We start from the raw sequence: 20,585 nt of genomic DNA, 5'->3' as shown, positions 1-20,585 counted from the left end.
TAAACTAAGCATTATGCCAAAACGTGTACTTATTAGCGCCTGTTATTTGCCTGCCGGGCAGTTACCAAAAACAGTTCGGCGGCCATCATTAATACCGCATATACAATTGAGCGGCATAGGCTGCCTGCAACAATAACGGGCTTTTTACATAAATTATCTTATTTAATCTGATGCTGGTAGTGTGCCATTCGGCCATTGCACGCAGGTAATAAATTCAATTTAACATATAAATATGGGAGGAAAATAATGCCGAGAAGTTAACCAATAGCCAAATAAACAAACCAATTTATCGTTCCGGTAAGCTTTCAACGGCAAAAACTGAACAGTAAATAGTTTCAAATGGTTGTTGCCGGGTATCCGGATATTTAAAAAATATGATAACAAAACAATTATGAATGAAGAAAAACCAATTAAGCACTAACCAAAAACAATGTACCAATTATCAAACCTTAAAATCCTTTTAAAAGATGGATAAAAATTTACAAAAGAGAGTGAAATACCAGATTTCATTAATCATCGCGGGTATATTTCTTTATATATCTGCCCATGCACAAACCGTAAATATTACGGGCAAAATAACAGGTGCCGAAGATGGCCAGCCGATACCAGGCGTAAGCATTAAGATTAAAGGGACAGGCCTGGGCACTATCTCCAGCATTGATGGTAGTTATGCCATAGCCGCTGAGCCGGGCAAAGTGCTTATTTTTAACTTTTTAGGTTATGCGCAACAGGAAATAACTGTTAAGCAGGCCGGCGCAATTAATGTCAGGCTGAATTCAACATCCAGCAATTTGAACGAGGTTGTTGTTATTGGTTATGGTAAAGCGCGGAGGCCCGATGTAACGGGCTCTATCAGTTCAATATCAGGAGCCAATTTGCGCCAAACGCAACCAACTACTTTTGACCAGGCCCTGCAGGGTAAAGTTGCAGGGGTTGTGGTTCAGCAAGTGTCGGGCCAGCCTGGTGGCGGGGTATCTATTCAAATACGTGGCGTGTCGTCAATAACCGGCTCTAATTCGCCACTGTACGTAATAGATGGTATTATTATTCCACCGGTTTCCGACCCCGGTAACGGTTCTAATCCGTTAAATGCCATCAATCCTGCCGAAATTGAATCAATAGATGTATTGAAAGATGCTTCGGCAACAGCCATATACGGTTCGCAGGCAACCAATGGCGTAGTTGTTGTTACTACAAAAAGGGGCAAAGCCGGACCACCGCAGATAACTTACGATTTCTATACCGGTTACCAGGAAATACTCAAGCGGCTCCCTACGGTAGATTTGCAACAATTTGCTACTTTTATTAATGCCCGGGCCGTTGCCTGGGGCTTTGATGCCAGGCCCGAATTTGCCAATCCTCAATATTTAGGTAAAGGTACCGACTGGCAAAAAGAATTATTCCGGAAGGCCCCGATGATGAGCCACACAATTACTGTAAACGGCGGGGATGCCAGAACCCAATATTTACTATCAACCTCGTATTTTAACCAGGACGGGATAGCCCTTGGATCTAATTTTAAAAGATACTCCGTAAGGCTGAATTTAGATAACAAAACCACTGATTGGTTAAAAATAGGGACCAGCCTTCAATTGGCGCATATTAATGAAAATGTAAATTCAACCGCCAGTAATGTAATCGGCACCGCGCTGAGCATTACCCCCGATGTTCCGGTAACAAACGGTGATGGTTCCTTTGGTGGTGTTACCGACCCCAACGGTTGGGTACAACCTGTTGCCAACCCGGTGGCATTGGCAAAAATTGTAAAAGACCTGAAAAAGAGGAACCAGATATTTGGCAACGTGTATGCCGAAATACAATTTACCAAAGACCTGTCGCTGCGAAATGAACTATCCGGTAATTTCGATTTTAATACGGAAGACAGGTTTTCGCCAACTTATAGCTTTGGTAAAGGCACCCCCAGCCCTAACTACGGTTCCTCTGCCGCCGGCCAAAATTTTTATATTGTAATACGCAATTTTTTAACTTATAACCGTAATTTCAAAAAATTTCATATTGATGCTTTAGCAGGGCATGAATCGCAGGAGAGCACTTTTGAAAATGTTAGCGGTGACCGAAGGAATTTTCCTTCAAACAATGTGCAGGCCATTAATGCGGGGGATGCCAGCACGGCCAAAAATTCCGGCGATAATTCACAATCAAACCCCACCGGCGGCTCTGCACGGGAATCTTATTTCGGCCGTATCAATTTTTCATGGGATGACAGGTACCTGCTCACCGGCAATATAAGGAGCGATGGCTCTTCAAATTTTCCCACCAACAATCGTTGGGGTACTACCTATTCGGGTGGGTTTGCCTGGAAAATTAATAATGAGGCGTTTTTAAAAGGCGTAAAATCTATAAATGAATTGAAGCTGAGGATTGGTTATGGGCTAACCAACAACCAGGGCATACCGGGCAATACTTATGTAACCCAACTTGCATCGGTTACAAATGGCTTATCAGGTACAGCGCAGTTTCAAAACAATTTGTCAAACCCGGATGTGAAGTGGGAAAAAACTAATTATTACAGCGCGGGGATCGACGGATCGTTCTGGAATGGGCGGTTAGGTTTTTCATTAGATGTTTACGACCGCGAAACAAAGGACCTTTTGTTACAGGTGCCGCTTCCGGCATACTCTGGTACGGTAGCGGGTTGGGGCCCGGGATCCATGCAAGCGCCTTTTGCCAATGTCGGCTCGCTAACCAACAAAGGGGTTGATTTACAAATCAATTCTACCAATATTACTTCTAAAAATTTCAGTTGGAAAACTGCGTTCACCATATCGCGAAATAACAATAAAGTGACCTACTTAGGTGCCGGGGGAACTGATGCTAACCTAAGCCAGAAATCATATGTAATTAACGACATAATTGAAAAAACGGTGGTGGGCCAGCCCGTTGGCGAATTTTACGGTTACGTATTTGATGGGATATTTGCAAAGCCATCTGATCTTCTAAACCATGCCCTGCCTGCTAACGCAAGTGGTAACCCTTATCCGGTTTCTCCGGCAGGCGGTGGTATCTGGTACGGCGACCGTATGTTCAAGGATTTGAATGGCGACGGTATTATCGACTCCAGGGATCAAACCTTTTTGGGTTCCCCGATCCCGAAATTCCAGTATGGTATCAATAATACCTTTAACTACAAAAATTTTGATCTGAATATTTTCTTTAGTGGTAGCTATGGCAACAAGGTGTTCAATCAAATGGCAATACAGCAATCCGATCCGCAAAACCATACTACCTATTTTACATCGGTATTAAATTATGCAAAACTGGCTATGGTAGATCCTAACGGCTCTGCATCCGATGTTAACAATGTATATGTTACCAACCCAAATACAACAATTGTAGGCGTGAGAAATGACAATACCAACAGCAATAACCGTCCTAATAGTTTGATGATCGAGGATGGTTCATTCCTGCGGTGCAAAAATATCACCTTGGGGTACCGGTTGTCAGAAAGTCTTTTATCAAAAATAGCTGTTCGGTCAGTCAGGATATATGCCAACGTATCCAATGCATTTATAATTACAAAATATAAAGGCATGGATCCTGAAATTGGTTCGTGGAACCCGCTTCAGGCAGGTTGGGACAGCGGTTATTACCCGCAGCCAAGAGTATTTACTATTGGTGCAAACATAACCTTGAAATAATAAAACGATCACCGATTAAAAATATATGTTTATGAAATCAATTAACAAAATTATCATCATCCTGCTATGTGCGGCAGCAGTGGCCGGATGTAAAAAGAGTTTTTTGGACCGTCCGTCCAACTCGCAGATAAGTTCTCTTAATTTTTACAAAACCACCTCCGATTTACGCCTGGCTACGGCAAGCCTTTACGGCGGTTCGCAGTGGTTTCAATGGAACAATGGTGCCATGATACCATTTGGCGACGTATTGAGCGGCACCGGCAGCTTTCAGTATAGTAACGATTTAGTACAGCTTTTTACACGCACTATTACCGCGCAAAATGGTCTGGTGACAAATGGCTGGGTTGGGTTGTACAATGTTATTGCGCAATGTAATGGCGTTATCAACGCCATACAGACCCAGGCTGATCCGTCCATTTCAGCGGCAGACAAAAATGCGGCCATAGCTGAGGCGAAGTTTGTTCGTGCCGTTGCTTATTATCATTTGGCGGTATATTGGGGTGCAGTGCCAATTATTGAAGACAACAGCAAACTGATTAAAGATCCGCTGCTTCCTCGTAATATTGTTTCGGATGTTTATAAATTCGTTGCCAAAGACTTAACCTTCGCAGCGCAAAACCTTCCAAAAACAGACGAAAAAGGCCGGGTAACTACCTGGTCGGCGCAGGGAATGCTGGGCAAAGTATATCTGACGATGGCAGGTGTAGGCAAAAGCGGTTCACGCGACCAGGCCTTGCTTGACAGTGCCAAAAAGTATGCGGGCAATGTGTGTAAAAGCAATTTAGATTTGCTGCCCAGCTATTATGACCTTTTCAAGGCGCAAAACAACGATAACCCTGAGTCATTGTTCGCGCTTCAATGGGCCGCTGGTGTAGGTTATGGAGGTGGCAATGCTATACAACTTTATTTTTCACCAAGCGCAGATATACTTCCACAAAAACAAGGTGGATGGCAAGCCTTACAACCAACCTATGATTTATACCGGATGTATTCTGCTAAGGATACGGTAAGGCGCAAAGCCACTATTATGTTGAATGGAGATTTTTATCCCGAATTGAATGCCGCCGGTGGTGGTTATAAGGCGACAGGGACGGGCCTGAAAAAACACATTATTGGCAACGAAAAAGACAACAATTCGCCAACAATGGACGGATGGTCATCCCCCGAACATAATGCAATCCTAAGGTTGGCCGATGTGTATTTGGTATATGTCGAAGCTATTTTGGGCAATAATGCCAGTACGAGCGATGCTGAAGCCCGATTTTATTTTAATAAAGTGCGGACAAGGGCCGGCGTTGATATTGTGGATGTGATAACCCCGGCTTTATTGCGCACGGAGAGAAGGGTTGAACTTGCTTTTGAAGGACAATATTGGATAGACCTGGTTAGGTATTCTTATTATGATCCGTCGAATGCTGTGAAGTTTCTTAATGATCAGGATGCCACCCACGGCCGGATTTCGTTTACTTATGACCCTGTAACGCGTAAGGCTACAAGGGATACTATTGCTCCGCCAGTTACGCTTCCGGCAACTATCAATTCATTTACCTTGCCAATTCCGTCATCAGAGTTAACCACCGACCCTAAATTGGCACAGCCGCCGGTACCTTACTATTAATTAAAACATTTTAAATATTTTGTTATGAAAAAGAAATCATACTTACGCCTGTGTTTTTTGCCGCTTTTGTTTATGATCGTGGCTTTATCACCAGCTTGTAAAAAGAATGCAGATGGCGGCAGCAGCGCCCCTCCGGTTATCGCGGCTATTAAAAGTTACGTAGCCTCACCTAATGATACGGTTTTAAATAGCGCCGTAGCAAAAGGTCAATGGGTGGTAATAACCGGGCAGAATTTGCAAAATGCAACTCAAATTTATTTTGATGGGGTTCCCGCCTCTTTTAACACAGCTTTATTTGCCCCCGGCAGTGCTGTGGTGAAAATCCCTAATATAGATTTTGGAAAAATTGATACTGCCAAACTGTATACGGTAAAATATGTTACAGGAGCAGGTTCAGCAACGTTCGCTTTCAAATTAGGCCCGCCGGCGCCAACTATTAGCGCCGTATCCGATGTGTTTGCCGCCCCCGGCGATTCGGTTTATCTGTACGGTTCCAATTTAGTATTGGTTCAGCAGTTTTCATATGGCGGAACCAAAATTCCAAAATTTAACTCGAATGCCGATGGTACCTCCCTTGGTTTCCTGATGCCGGCAACAACATCCGACAAGTTTATCATAGTCACCACTAAATCCGGTACTGCCCGGGATACCATAAATGCAAAGCCAATCATTAGCGGCATTTCCAACGCTAATGCCAACGCTGGTGATTCGGTTTATGTTTATGGTACTTACCTTAAGACTATCCAGTCAATTTCTTTTGGCGGTGCTACTATTACAAATTTCACAGAAAGTCCACATGGCGCTTATGTTAAGTTTTCGGCTCCAGATAGGAATAGCTACTCCAGTGGGCCAGTGACCATTGTTACCAGTTATGGAACGATTTCTACTCCTTATAAAGTAAATACTCAAAATGGCGTTACTGATGGTCTTTTAGCAAATTTTGAGTGGGGTGATTATTTTGGTTATGCCTGGTGGGGAGATGAAAAATTGGCTTTCGGCCCTGTGGCCGATTTTAATGGTTCGATGGGAACAAATAATACGATGTATATATATTTTGATTCTCCTGTTTTAGATGGCGGTGCAAGTAAGTACGCCCCATTGGGTAATTCTAATACGGGTAATCACTGGGTACCTGTGGCAAATCTTACAGATCCTCCTTCACACTGGGCCCTTCAATTTGAAATAAGTGTGGCCCACCCATGGAATGGAGGTACGCTTTATATTAGAACTGAATTTGCAGGTGACAGTTATGTTGCGCGTTATGAGCCATGGAAAATTCCTGGTTCAAATGTTACCAAAGCTTTTAAAACGAAAGGTTGGCAAACCGTAACTATTCCTTTATCTGACTTCAGATCAAAAGTTGACGAATTAGGGGATGGTGAATCAATTACTCAAATAAGCCAATTATTAGGGCCTACTGGTGCGAATAGTTATAATATGACCCTTAAAAATTTCAGTACTTCGCCAACTGGAACTGGTTTTTATGCCGCTATTGACAATATTAGGTGTGTGAAAAATTAAATAGCCTACAGCCCCACGGCAGCATATCGCCGCGGGGCTTTTTAACTAATTAAAATTGAGACAAATGAAAATTAAGTATTCTTTTACAATATTGATATCTCTTATTGCAGTTATATCTTTATTCTCCTGTAAAAAAACGAAGAACCCGGACCCGCAACTAACAGTTAGCGTACCCACCATAACTTTTACGGGTGACGGGGGGACCCAAGACCTATCCGTTTCAGCTAATGCCGATTGGAGCATCAGCAATCCTGCTTATTCGTGGTTGCAAATAAATACAACAACAGGCAAAAGCGGCAGCACTGTTATTCAGTTAACAACATTATCGGAAAATGGTACAGGGGCAAGCCGCTCTGGTGTTTTATTTATAAATTGTTCCAACGGCCAGGCAAGAAGGGTGACGGTTACCCAGGCCCCCAACTTATATCCAGGCTATAATACATCGCCCATAGCGCCAGACATGACCGGAATGAGCAGTAATGCCGTGCAGCTGGCGGCAAAAATGCGTACGGGAATGGGAATAAATTTTGGCAATACCATGGAATCGCCAAACGAAGCCGACTGGGTGAATAGTAAAGTTACCGAATCGTATATAAAATTTGTAAAAAGTTTAGGTTTCAAAGCTATACGGCTTCCCTGTAACTGGGTTTGGAGCCATTTAAGCGACCGGAGCAAGGCAAAAATTGACCCTGCATGGCTTGCGCGGGTGAAAGAAGTGGTTGGATGGTGTGTGGCTAATGATATGTATGTGATGCTGAATGCTCACGGGGATAGTGGCTGGCTGGAAAATAATGTCAACGCGTTAAAGAAAGATTCCGTTAACGCGATGCAAAAAGCGATTTGGGAGCAAATTGCTACAACTATGCGTGATTTTGATGAGCATCTTATTTTTGCCGGCGCAAATGAACCTACGGCTGAAAACGCCGGGCAGATGACCATACTTAATGGTTATCATGAAACATTCATCAAGGCAGTTCGCTCTACAGGGGGCAGAAACAGTAACCGGGTGCTGGTTGTGCAGGGGCCTAGAACTGACAGTTACTTAACTTCTGATCTGATGACTACTATGCCTCACGACCCGACACCTAATCGTATGATGCTTGAGGTACATAGCTACTCGCCTTCTACATTTACTTTAGTAATCGACGGAGATGTAAGTTGGGGCAAAATGGTTTATTACTGGGGAGCCGGGAATCACTCTACTATTGAGCCCGAGCGCAACGCTACCTTCGGAGAAGAGGATGCGCTTATTGCCGAATACGCAAAGATGAAAAAGTTTGTTGATCAAGGTATCCCTGTTATACTGGGTGAATATGCAGTCTGGAGGCGGACTCCTGGCCTCAATAAGCCTACTCCTAAGGATCAGGATATGCACAACAAGTCGGTGGATCACTGGACAACTTTTACGACCAAAACTATGAGAGCGAATGGCCTTATGCCATTCCTGTGGGAGATAGGTTTTATGTTAGACAGAAAAAACAATGTGATAAAGGACCAGCGCATGTATGATGCCCTTAAGGAAGGATATAAGTAATAGTATAGTGTCAATTATAGCATAAGGTTATTTCCCTTCCCTGAGATTGGTTAAGCGTTCGCCAGTCCCCGGGAAAGGTTAACCTCTTTGTTACCTAGCTTAAAGAATAATTAATCAATTGAAATTACCCTTAACGAGTATTCGTTTTTTAGGTAAAGTAAAAAAAGCATGTTTAGAAAAAAAGTGTTGTTAAGTACGGCCCTTGCTATCTCTTTTTTGGGATATAAAAAAGATGTAGAAGCTCAGGCTAATGTGGATAAACCGAAAGTGGTTAATGAAAAACTGGAAGAAAAATTTGCAAATGTTTCGCCGAAACTTCTCACCAATAATGCGAATCCTTTATTAGATTTTATATTTACGGCCGACCCAACAGCTGTAGAATATAATGGAAGAATTTATGTGTATGCCACGAATGATCATCAACAGTATGAGCATGTAGGAAAAGATGGGAAAAATTCATACGAGCATATCCGTACACTGGTCATGATGTCTTCCGATGATATGGTTAACTGGACTTATCATGGCCTCATAAATACAGCAGTACTGGCGCCATGGAGTCAGAATTCCTGGGCTCCTTCCATTACATCCAGAATGGAAGCAGATGGTAAAACGCACTTCTATTTGTACTACTCCAATGGCGGTGGTGGCTCAGCCGTGCTTACTTCCACCTCTCCCGTTGGCCCCTGGAAAGACCCATTAGGAAAGAACATAGTCGACCGCTCTGTCCCCGGTGTRGATGTCGGTGCTCCRTTCGATCCTGGAGTTCTAATTGACGGCCAGGGTACAGGCTGGCTGGTTTTTGGAGCCGGAACGCCCAAAACAAAATATATGCCGGATAATGCCAGGATTGTCAAATTAGGAGCAGATATGATCAGTTTGGCMAGCAGTATTTCTAAGATACCCGCTCCTTATTTTAATGAGGCCAGCGACCTTAACTTTATCAATGGAACCTGGGTTTATAGCTATTGTACGAGTTGGGATGAACGCACTGAATGGCCCTATAGCACTATTGCTAAACCAACCGCATGCAACATATCTTATATGACAAGTAAGACACCCTTAGATAAGGATAGTTGGAAGTATCGCGATAATTACTTTAAGAATACCGGCGACGTTAACGTGGGACCTTTGACAAACAATCACACTCACTTGTTCAAGTTTAAAGAGAAATATTATCTTGCCTACCATGCCATGTATTTACAGGATTATTTTAACACTAAGGGTGGTTTTCGTAATGCGGGTATCGAACCAATACAGGTGGATGAAGGGAATGGCGTGAATATCCCCATGGTCAGCGCAACTTTTAAAGGTCCGTCACAACTTAGCCTATTAAATCCATTCGTTGTTCAGCAAGCAGAAACCACTGCAGCCACTTCGGGTCACGTCCAGTTCGATACTGTTGGTATTGTGGGTAATATGGTTGCCAAAGGACAAATAGATAAACAATGTCTCATGGTGCGGGGAGCCGATTTTAGCAAACAGATTCCTGCCAAATTCGAAGCCAGGGTGAAAGGAACAGGTAGAATTGATGTTTATGTAAATAATCTTAAAGGCCCGGCTCTTGTTTCCCTTACATGTGATGAGAAGGAATGGACTACGCTCTCAAAGAAAATAGGACTGAACATAGTTAAAGGAGTAGGGAATATCTATTTTGTATTTAAAGGAGAGGGTTTTTTGTTTGATGAATGGAAATTCATTTATTAATTCCGATTGCCGGTTTATTGATGCTATTTATAAGTAGATGTCCGATCAAAACGGACTGTTACTGCCGATTCGGTGAAACCGTTAAGCCTTTCTTTTGGGAGCCCCGGTAAGGTGCTTGATCAGCGTATGATGGATGCCAGTAAAGCAGTATATAAACAGTAGTGTTGGATTAAAGCTTTTACTGGAGCAGCGGTACTGTGAACAGATTGGATAGTACCGTTTCTGGTGAGCTAAACTTTAAAAATTCTGTGATCCATAAGGATCACAGAATTTTTACTTCGATCGATTTGGCTAATGAATACTTCAAAAGCAGACAACGTATTTAAAGCGGTACAATTGCCTGCAGGCCCGACACCGCTGAAAAGAGGGGCGTGGCTTGAAAATACACTGAGTTTTACAATAAAGAGATCAAAAGTTTGAAAATTAAATAAGAGAGAGTTTTAGTTGTTTATAAGTGGATGCCTGGGGCCTTTACAGAGAGGTCCCGGCATTTTTCACACCACAAAAATTCTGTTTTTCAACACAAGGGATCATGCCGATAAGGAAGCCGACGATTAAAGATTTTAAAAATACAATAACGATGAAGGCCGGGCAATAAGCTTCGCTATTAAAAATGCAAGGGCAATTTTACTGACAATTGGCCAATGCTATTAAACCTTTTTTAAGGATGCGGTTAGGGGTATTGGACAGGAATATAACGTGGTAAAAGTCCATCAATGAGATCATCGCCGGAGACGGGTAAAGACATTTGGTAGAAATTGATCAGCAAAAATTTAAATACTAAGCATTATAAAGAATGAAAAAACAGTTTTATTTTAAATTATTAATACCAATTACCATTATATTTTTTTTCTCGTGTAAAAAGACAAGTAATGCGCAGCCCGAGCTAACAATAAGCCAGACTGCCGTAACTTTTGCGCCTGAAGGCGGGACTCAGGATTTATCTGTTACAGGTAATGCTACATGGAACATCAGTAACCCTGCTTCGGCCTGGCTGCAATTAAACACTACATCTGGCGGCGGCGGCAGCAGTGTCATTCATTTAACAACGCTGTCGCAAAATAGTACTGGATTAACACGTTCGGGTGTTTTAGTCATCAATTCATCCAATGGTCAATCAAGAAGGGTAACGGTGTCCCAAACATCCAACCTATATCCAACTTATAATACTTCGCCAAAAGCTCCTGATGCAACCGGGATGAGCAGTAATGCCGTTCAACTCGCCGCTAAAATAAAGTTAGGATGGAATATCGGTAATACCCTGGAAGCTCCCGGTGAAACAGGCTGGGGCAATCCTTTAATTACCGAGGATTATGTAAAATTCGTAAAACAACAGGGCTTTAACGCCATTCGCCTTCCATGTGCCTGGAATTGGGGACATTTAAGCAACCCGGCAACCGCACAAATAGACCCCAACTGGCTTAACAGGGTAAAAGAAGTGGTAGGATATTGCGTAAAAAATGATATGTATGTTTTACTCAACATACATTGGGATAACGGCTGGTTAGATAATAACATTAACACCATAAAACAGGATTCGGTTAATGCTAAGCAAAAAGCGTTTTGGGAGCAAATTGCTACAACTATGCGCGATTTTGACGAACACCTGATGTTTGCCAGCGCCAACGAACCTCCTGCATCAGATGCTACAGGGATGAAGGTTTTACTATCTTATCATCAAACGTTTATCAATACGGTACGGTCTACCGGTGGCAAGAACAGTTACCGGGTATTAGTGGTCCAGGGCCCGTCAACAGATATTGACAAAACCAATAATCTGATGAGTACTCTTCCCCAGGATCAGGCGGCGGCGCGGATGATGGTCGAGGTGCATTATTATTCTCCATTTCAATTTTGCTTAATGAACGAGGATGCAGACTGGGGCAAGATGTTCTACTATTGGGGAGCAGGGCACCATTCTATTATAGAACCAGGTCGTAATGCCACCTTTGGCGAAGAGAGTGATGTAAATGCTACTTTCAACAAGATGAAGACAAAATTCGCCGACAAAGGCATTCCTGTCCTGTTGGGCGAATACGGAACCTACAGGCGCGACAATACAGCACATGTTCCGTTAGACCTGGCAACACACAACGATGCCGTGGATTATTGGCTTACTTATGTTACAAAACAAGCCAAAGCCAACGGGATGCTGCCATTTTTTTGGGATACAGGCGGCGCTTTAGACAGGCGAAATTATACAGTAAAAGATCAGCGTACAATAGTGGCCCTTAACGCAGGCGGTAAATAAATGAATACCTGTGGCTTTTAACAAAAGGCCCGGTATTTTTATACAACATTTCGGATTATCGGCCTTGCCAATGCATCTTAATCGACAATGAAAAATAAATACATAATAAAAGGGGTATTTTGTATCCTGTTACTGGCAACGGTAAAAACAACCACACATGCGCAACCTTCGGCGGCGGCATCAAAACGCGAACACGCTTGTATAGATAATGACTGGCGCTTTGCATTAGGGCATCCTTACGATCCGGCAAAGGACTATTATAACGGAACAGGAGGGTTTTCTTATTTCGCTAAAACCGGCTACGGCGATGGCGCTGCATCGCCAGGATTTGATGATAGGGGGTGGCGTAAAATTAACCTCCCGCATGACTGGGCGGTTGAACAGCCTTTTAGTCCTAAAGCTAGCTCAAGCCACGGATCGAAGGCAATAGGCCGTAACTTTCCAGATGCCAGCGTGGGCTGGTATCGTAAACCTTTTGTTGTTCCCGCTACCGATCTGGGTAAGCATATATCCATAGCCTTCGACGGTGTTTTTCGTAACAGTGTAGTTTGGGTCAACGGACATTACCTGGGTACCGAGCCCAGTGGGTATAATAGCTTTGAATACGATATTTCTGAATATTTGAACTATGGTGGTAATAATGTTATAGCGGTACGGGCTGATGCAACCATGGAAGAAGGCTGGTTTTATGAAGGCGCCGGTATTTACCGGCATGTTTGGCTCAATAAAACCGACCAGCTGCATATTGCTGCCAACGGAACATGTGTTACAACCCAGGTGAAAAACAATATTGCCGATGTTACTGCAACGGCCACGATTATTAATAGCGATAAAAAAGCAAGGAGCTTCAGCGTAACACAAACCATTGTTGATGTCGATGGTAAAACGCTTACTACCGGAAAAACGACAGTGCTTACTTTGAAACCTTTTACATCGCAGGATGTTAAAAGCGTTTTAYCTGTAACTAATCCKAAGCTRTGGTCGATAGAAASCCCCTTCCTGCACCGGTTGCTTACCRCCGTTGAAGAGAATGGCGCTGTTACCGACARTTATACAACAACATTTGGAATTCGCACCATCAGGTTTGATGCCAACGAAGGTTTTTTYCTGAATGGCAAACACGTTAAAATAAAGGGAACCAATAATCATCAGGATCATGCCGGTGTAGGTGCTGCCATGCCCGATGCTTTACAGGAGTTTCGGATCCGTACTTTAAAAGGTATGGGTTCCAATGCCTATCGCTGTTCACATCATCCGCCAACGCCCGAATTGCTGGATGCCTGCGATAAGTTGGGTATGCTGGTTATAGATGAAAACCGCTTAATGGGCGTAGCATCTACAGAGCTAAATGACCTGAAAAGGATGATCCTGCGCGATAGAAACCATCCCAGCATCATCAGTTGGTCAATAGGGAACGAAGAGTGGGGCATTGAAGGTAATATTACCGGGGCGCGTATAGCCGCTACTATGCAGGCCTTTGCCAAATCTGTCGATTCAACCCGGTATATCACAGCGGCTATAAGCGGTGGTATTGGCAATGGAATATCAACAGTAATAGATGTGCTGGGCTATAATTACGTAGCAACTAAAAATACCGACGAACAACATAAAAAGTACCCCAACCAGTTTAGCTGGGGTACCGAGGAAGGATCGACCGTAGCCTCACGAGGGATTTATGAGGATGATATGGGCAAGCAGCAACTTGTTGCATACGACAGAAAGCAAAACGACTCTTTTTATAGCCTGGAGCAAGGCTGGAAACATTACGCCGCACGTCCGTACCTGGCAGGGATGTTCATTTGGACGGGTTTTGATTACAGGGGCGAGCCTACACCATTTGGATGGCCCTCTGTCGGATCATATTTTGGAATGCTTGATGCCTGCGGTTTCCCCAAAGACGATTACTATTATTTAAAGTCATGGTGGACTGACCAAACCGTTGTACACCTGTTGCCCCACTGGAACTGGCAAGGTAAAGAAGGGCTGGAAATACGGGTGTGCGCCTATAGTAATTGCGACGAGGTTGAACTTTTTCTGAATAAGAAAAGCCTCGGTAAAAAAACTATGGAGCCAAACGGGCACCTGGAATGGCAGGTGAAATATGAGCCGGGAACATTGGAAGCTATAGGTTATAAAAAAGGGATAAAAGCGGGCAGCGATGTTGTTAAAACAACCCTGGTCCCGGTCAATATTAAATTACAGGCTAACAGGGAGACAATCAAAGCCGATAGCAAAGATATCGCCTTAATTACCGTACAAACTACTGATAAAAATAATTTAAGGGTGCCAACGGCCGACAATGAACTGGGCTTTTCAATTGAGGGACCGGGTAAAATAATAGGTGTTGGCAACGGAGATCCCACCTCGCTGGAACCCGATCAATACTTGGAACGGATTAACCTTGTTCAGATAGGCAATTTTAAGGAGAAATTTGTAGATGATTTAAATGTGAAGGCCGAGGTTGCGGAAGATTATGACGACAGCGGTTGGCAAACTGCATTTAAAGATGTGCGGGATAATAATTTTGGGCAAAAAGTAAAAGCTTTGGTTTATAGGGCTGGCTTTTCCATTCCCACTGATGCTGCAGCTTCTACCGCTACATTTTTCAGTAAAAATATCGGCAAAGTGCAAAGCATTTATATTAACGGTAAACAGATAGCTAAAGAAATTAAGGAGAGTGGCGAAAGCCCTGAATTTAAACTGGATGCCTCATTACTGCACCCGGGCATCAATGCCATAGCCATTGTTGCTACGCCATTACTCAAAGCAAATATCTGGTCGGGCGTTAATACCGATCCCGGCTTAATACAGCTGCTTTATCCGGCTGCGCCTTATAAAAGAAAGCTATTTAACGGGAGTGCCCAGGTTATTGTACAATCAACCGGGCAGCCAGGCCAGATAATATTAAAAGCAACTTCGCCAGGTTTAAAAGCAGCTGTTGTTCAAATTACCGCTGCAGATAAATAGCATCCACATAAAGAGAAGAAATAATAATTTATGAAATATACCATTGCCTGTTTTATGGCATTTTTCGTTGCCGGCGGCGTTTCGGCACAAAATAAAAGCGAGGTTGCGCTTAAAGCGAAGATCAACGGCATCGTCGGCAAAATGACGCTGGAAGAAAAAATAGACATGCTTCACGGCAATGCACTGTTTTCTTCGGCGGGCGTAAGCCGTTTAGGTATCCCGGAGCTAACCTGCGATGATGGCCCCTTAGGCGTACGCGAAGAAATAAAGCGCTTTGACTGGGCGTCGGCCAACTGGACAACCGATTCGGCCACGTTTTTACCAAATGGTTCGGCAATAGCCGCTACCTGGAACCCCCTAATGGCAAATAAATACGGAGTAGTTATAGGAGAAGAAGCCAATGCCCGTAAAAAGATTGTAATGCTTGCACCGGCATTCAATATTTGCCGGATGCCCCTTTGCGGCCGTACCTACGAATATTATTCGGAAGACCCGTATTTAAACAGCCTATTGGCTGTCGGGGCTGTAAAAGGAATTCAAAGTCAGCATGTGGCAGCCTGCATAAAACATTTTGCCGCCAATAACCAGGAGCTTAACCGCGATAGCGTAAATACCATAGTTGATGAAAGAGCTTTGCGCGAAATCTATTTCCCGGCATTTAAAGCAGCCATACAGCAAGGCAATGCCTACACCATTATGTCGGCCTACAATAAGCTGAACGGCTATTGGTGTTCCGAGAATGACTATTTATTAAATAAAGTACTAAAAAAGGAATGGGGCTTTAAAGGAGTGGTCATGTCGGATTGGTCCGGGACACATCATACCGTTGCAGCGGCGAACAACGGGCTGGATATAGAAATGGGCTCAAGCGGGCCGTATGATCAGTGGTATTTTGCTAAACCTTTACTTAAAGCTGTTAAGGAAGGCCAGGTTTCGGTAAAAACAATTGATGATAAGGTACGCAGGATTTTGTGGGTAATGTACCATACCTCTATGAGCACTAACCATCCTGCAGGATCAATCGCTACACCGGCGCATGCCAAAGCCGCCTATCATATTGCCTCAGAATCCATCGTTTTGTTAAAAAACGACAACCATTTATTGCCTTTAAAAGCAGGTAATATTAAAAGCATTGCGGTCATCGGTGATAATGCCATCCGCACATTTGCTTTGGGAGGTTATGGTGCCGGTGTAAAAGCTAAATACGAGGTTACCGCGTTGGTAGGTATAAAATCAAGGTTCGGCAAAACGGCCAGCATCAGTTTCGCCCAGGGTTACAAGGCTAACTATTTAGCAAACAATAGCGATGAACAAAACCGTGGTTACGATCAACCCGATCAAAAGCTGATTGACGAGGCGGTAGCGCTTGCAAAAACCAGCGATGTTGCCATTTTATGTATCGGCTCCAACCGTGAATATGAAAGTGAAGCCCATGACCGTAAAAGCCTGGAACTGCCTTTTGGCGAGCAGGCACTGGTTAACGCGGTTACAGCTGTTAATGCCAATACCATTATTGTAATCATGGCCGGTGCTCCATACGATCTGAATGAAATCAAAAAAAACAACCATGCGGTTGTTTGGTCATGGTTTAACGGTTCAGAAGCAGGTAATGCGCTGGCCGATGTATTAAAAGGAGTAGTAAACCCATCAGGCAGGTTGCCATTTACTTTTCCTGTATCGTTAAAAGATTCCCCTGCTGCTGCTTTAAATACTTATCCGGGTAAAGGCGCAACGGCCGAATATAAAGAGGGTATCCTGGTTGGCTACCGCTGGTACGACACGAAGAAAATTCAGCCGCAATTTCCTTTTGGTTACGGGCTTTCCTATACTGAATTTTCTGTCAGCAAATTTTCTACAGATAAATCAAGCTATAAAAAGGGTGAAACCATCCACACAAAATTCACTATCAAAAATACAGGAAGCAAATCCGGGGCCGAAGTTGTGCAGTTATATGTAAGTGATCCGGTTTGTTCGGTTTTACGCCCTGAAAAAGAACTGAAGGCTTTCCAAAAAGTTTTCCTGCAACCCGGCGAAACGAAAACAGTTGAACTGGATGTAAAGGTTGGCGATCTGGCTTTTTACGACGAGACGAAAAAATCATGGAAAGTTGAAGCTGGTGAATTTGTTCTTCAGTTAGGTAATTCATCACGTAATATTTCAAAAACAGTAAAAATCCGGGTTAAATAAACCCATTTCAGAAGTAGTGTGAAGTTTATAGAAAATCTGTGAACCGGACAAACAGGTTATCAGCAATACCGATAAACTCAGAAATAATTTTCAGTGGAAATGGCCTGTTGGCTTGTAAATAAGTGTAAAAAACAATTAATAATATTGACTTTGACGAAGAAAAAAATATTACCCATTTCAGGTTTGTGCCTGTTCCTGTTTACAGCAACAAACGTGAGAGCGCAAAACCCAATTATCCAAACCAGGTTTACAGCCGACCCAGCACCTATGGTGTACCATGACACCGTGTTTTTGTACACAGGCCACGACGAGGATAAAGCTACACCGTTCATTATGAAGGATTGGCACTTATTTTCAACCACAGATATGGTGAATTGGACCGACAGGGGCGCGCCGTTATCGGTAAAAACATTCTCATGGGCAAGTAAAGATGCCTGGGCCGGGCAGTGTATTTTTCGTAATGGTAAATTTTACTGGTATGTGCCAATGACCCGGACCGACGGCAAAGGTATGGCTATTGGGGTAGCCGTTGGCCCAACAGCCGAAGGGCCATTTATTGATGCCATTGGCCATCCCTTAGCTTATACTGGTCGTGGCGATATTGACCCCACGGTATTTATTGATACCGATGGGCAGGCTTATCTGTATTGGGGAAACCCACACTTGTTTTATGTGAAATTAAATCAGGATATGATCTCTTATTCAGGAGATATACAAATGGTGCCGTTTACAGAGCAAGGGTTTGGGAAACGTACCGGAGATCCCAACCGTTTTACCCAATACGAGGAAGGGCCCTGGTTTTATAAACGAAAAAAAATGTACTATATGGTATATCCTGCCGGCGGTGTGCCGGAGCATATAGCTTATTCTACCAGTACGGGGCCAACTGGTCCGTGGGTATACCGGGATACACTTATGCGCATTATTAAGAAACGCGGCGCATTTACAAATCACCCCGGGATGATAGATTACCATGGTAACTCATACTTCTTTTATCATAACGAAGCTTTACCGGGCGGAGGGGGCTTTACAAGGTCGGTTTGTGTTGATCAATTTACTTATCAACCTGATGGTACAATTCCTATGATCAGCCCTACTACCGAAGGCGTGATCAAAGCAGTAAGAAACCTTGATCCTTTTGTTCGTCAGGAGGCAGAAACAATAGCCTGGGAATCGGGTGTTAGTACCGCAAAAGGTAATAATGGCATATACGTAACAGCTATAGATAGTGGTGATTATATTAAAGTACGAAGCGTCGATTTTAAAAGTGGCCCAAAATTATTTTGGGCGGATGTTGCAGTAAATACTGATGGAGGTATGATAGAGATACACATTGACAGTCGTGACGGTTTCTTATTAGGTACTTTATCGGTAAAAAACACAGGCGGTTTGGATATATGGGGAACCCAATCTGTTGCGGTTAACAAAGCAACGGGTATTCACGATGTATACTTTGTGTTTAAAGGTAGCCAGGGGCATTTGTTTAATTTCAACTGGTGGAAATTCAATTAGAAATAAATAAGGGCTTAAGAATTTACTTAATGTAGTCGTTCGCGTAAGATTTGTACCCGAGGGAAATTTTAAAGGAAATGACCAGTTGACCTTGTAAAAATAAGTGTTAAAAAAACAATAAATAATATAAACTTTCATGATGAAAAAGTTATTACCCATTTCAAGTTTGTGCCTGTTCCTGTTCGCTGCAACAAGTTTAAAAGCGCAAACCCCTAAGCTTACGCTTGATTTAACCAGGCCCGGCGCAAATGTAAGCCCGCAACTGTATGGGTTGATGACCGAAGAGATCAACCATTCGTACGATGGGGGTTTGTATGCTGAGCTGATCAGGAACAGGATATTTAAGGACAACCCAAATACGCCGGAAGCATGGAGCGTGATCAGGGAAGGTGGCGCGAAAGCCACTATTAAATTAGTTGCCCCAAACCCCAGCAATGTACCCAACGATCAGCAGCGCCAGGCAATTAATGGCTCGTTAACTACTTGTTTAAGACTTTTGGTGGATACCGGCGGTGGCCGGGCCGGTATTGCAAATGAAGGTTATTGGGGCATACCTGTTTTGCCTAATACAACTTATAACGCTTCTTTTTATATGAAGGGTACGAGCAGCAAGCCGTTTCCCCCCCGCCCCTGGGAACCCAAGCCTACAGTTACTGTTCCGGTAATTGCCGATAACACTGCCGGGCCTATAACCGTAAGTATAGAAAGCAATGACGGTAAAACGGTTTATGCTTCGGGGGTTATTAATTTGATAAAAAGCCCCTTTTGGAAAAAATATGAACTCAAATTAACAACCGGCGCCGGTGTTAAACCAACATCTGATGCCCATTTTGTTATTTCAACAAACCGTAGCGGGGCTTATTATTTTAACCTCGTCTCGTTATTTCCGCCAACCTATCATAACCGCCCGAATGGGAACCGGGTAGATATCATGAAGTTATTGGCCGATATGAAACCCCGTTTTTTACGTTTTCCAGGCGGTAATTTCCTTGAAGGCCCGAAATTGAACGATGCATTTCCGTGGAAAACCACTTTGGGGCCGCTTGAGGGACGGCCCGGCCATACGGGCTCATGGGGCTACCGCCCGAGTGACGGAATGGGCTTACTTGAATTTTTAGAATGGTGCGAAGACCTGAAAATGGAACCATTGTTGGCTGTTTTTGCAGGCTATTCGCTTGATGCCGACCATGTAGACGCTGGTCCGCTGTTGAAGCCTTACGTAGATGACGCGCTTGATGAAATTGAATATGTAACCGGCGATGTCCATACCTATTGGGGCGCTAAGCGCGCGGCAGATGGACACCCGGCGCCCTTTAAACTCAGCTATGTGGAGATTGGCAACGAAGACGGGTTTGACGAATCTGGCAGTTACGACGGACGTTTTGCCCAGTTTTATGATGGCATTAAGGCCAAATACCCAAACCTTCACTGTATTGCAAGCATCGGAGGTAAGGACTGGCTTGGAAGCAGGAGTAAATTAACCATCCGCAAGCCCGAAATTGTAGATGAACATTATTACCGCAATGCCTGGGGAATGGAAGAGGATGCAGCCCATTATGATAACTACGACCGCAATGGATATAAAGTGTTTGTAGGTGAATGGGCAACAACGGAAGGCATGCCCACCACCAC

General features: G+C 43.6%; 11 protein-coding genes. All 11 read left to right on the top strand.

The window, feature by feature from the left end; translation table 11 throughout:
* The first annotated feature begins 13 nt into the window (after positions 1-13).
* A complete protein-coding gene (locus AC1DQW_RS24040) occupies positions 14-136 on the top strand; it encodes a hypothetical protein (protein WP_477456373.1) in 123 nt (40 codons plus the stop codon).
* A gap of 331 nt (positions 137-467) precedes the next feature.
* Positions 468-3,659 carry a SusC/RagA family TonB-linked outer membrane protein gene (locus AC1DQW_RS24035; protein ID WP_477456372.1) on the top strand — a complete coding sequence of 1,064 codons (3,192 nt, stop codon included), beginning with the start codon at positions 468-470 and terminating at the stop codon, positions 3,657-3,659.
* A gap of 31 nt (positions 3,660-3,690) precedes the next feature.
* Positions 3,691-5,277 carry a RagB/SusD family nutrient uptake outer membrane protein gene (locus AC1DQW_RS24030; RefSeq protein ID WP_477456371.1) on the top strand — a complete coding sequence of 529 codons (1,587 nt, stop codon included), beginning with the start codon at positions 3,691-3,693 and terminating at the stop codon, positions 5,275-5,277.
* Between the two features lie 24 nt (positions 5,278-5,301).
* The gene (locus AC1DQW_RS24025) at positions 5,302-6,798 is read left to right on the top strand and encodes a glycan-binding surface protein (protein WP_477456370.1); all 1,497 of its coding nucleotides are present in this window, start codon (positions 5,302-5,304) and stop codon (positions 6,796-6,798) included.
* A gap of 64 nt (positions 6,799-6,862) precedes the next feature.
* Positions 6,863-8,332 (top strand): cellulase family glycosylhydrolase, encoded by a 1,470-nt coding sequence (locus tag AC1DQW_RS24020; RefSeq protein ID WP_477456369.1) that lies wholly within the window; start codon positions 6,863-6,865, stop codon positions 8,330-8,332.
* Between the two features lie 168 nt (positions 8,333-8,500).
* Positions 8,501-10,036 (top strand): glycoside hydrolase family 43 protein, encoded by a 1,536-nt coding sequence (locus AC1DQW_RS24015; RefSeq protein ID WP_477456368.1) that lies wholly within the window; start codon positions 8,501-8,503, stop codon positions 10,034-10,036.
* 796 nt (positions 10,037-10,832) lie between these two features.
* Positions 10,833-12,287, top strand: coding sequence for a cellulase family glycosylhydrolase (locus AC1DQW_RS24010; RefSeq protein ID WP_477456367.1), 1,455 nt, complete (start codon positions 10,833-10,835; stop codon positions 12,285-12,287).
* Between the two features lie 87 nt (positions 12,288-12,374).
* Positions 12,375-15,254 carry a beta-galactosidase GalA gene (gene galA, locus AC1DQW_RS24005; protein ID WP_477456366.1) on the top strand — a complete coding sequence of 960 codons (2,880 nt, stop codon included), beginning with the start codon at positions 12,375-12,377 and terminating at the stop codon, positions 15,252-15,254.
* A 30-nt stretch (positions 15,255-15,284) separates the two neighbouring features.
* Positions 15,285-17,441, top strand: a complete 2,157-nt coding sequence (locus AC1DQW_RS24000) for a glycoside hydrolase family 3 C-terminal domain-containing protein (protein ID WP_477456365.1) — start codon at positions 15,285-15,287, stop codon at positions 17,439-17,441.
* Between the two features lie 150 nt (positions 17,442-17,591).
* The gene (locus tag AC1DQW_RS23995) at positions 17,592-18,953 is read left to right on the top strand and encodes a glycoside hydrolase family 43 protein (RefSeq protein ID WP_477456364.1); all 1,362 of its coding nucleotides are present in this window, start codon (positions 17,592-17,594) and stop codon (positions 18,951-18,953) included.
* A 136-nt stretch (positions 18,954-19,089) separates the two neighbouring features.
* Positions 19,090-20,585: carbohydrate binding domain-containing protein (locus AC1DQW_RS23990; protein ID WP_477456363.1), on the top strand; the 1,496-nt coding region annotated here is incomplete at its 3' end.

This window comes from Mucilaginibacter sp. P5_A4 (genome assembly GCF_056400605.1).
Note: the sequence above shows the minus strand (reverse complement) of the source record. Positions and strands in the feature narration are given on the sequence as shown.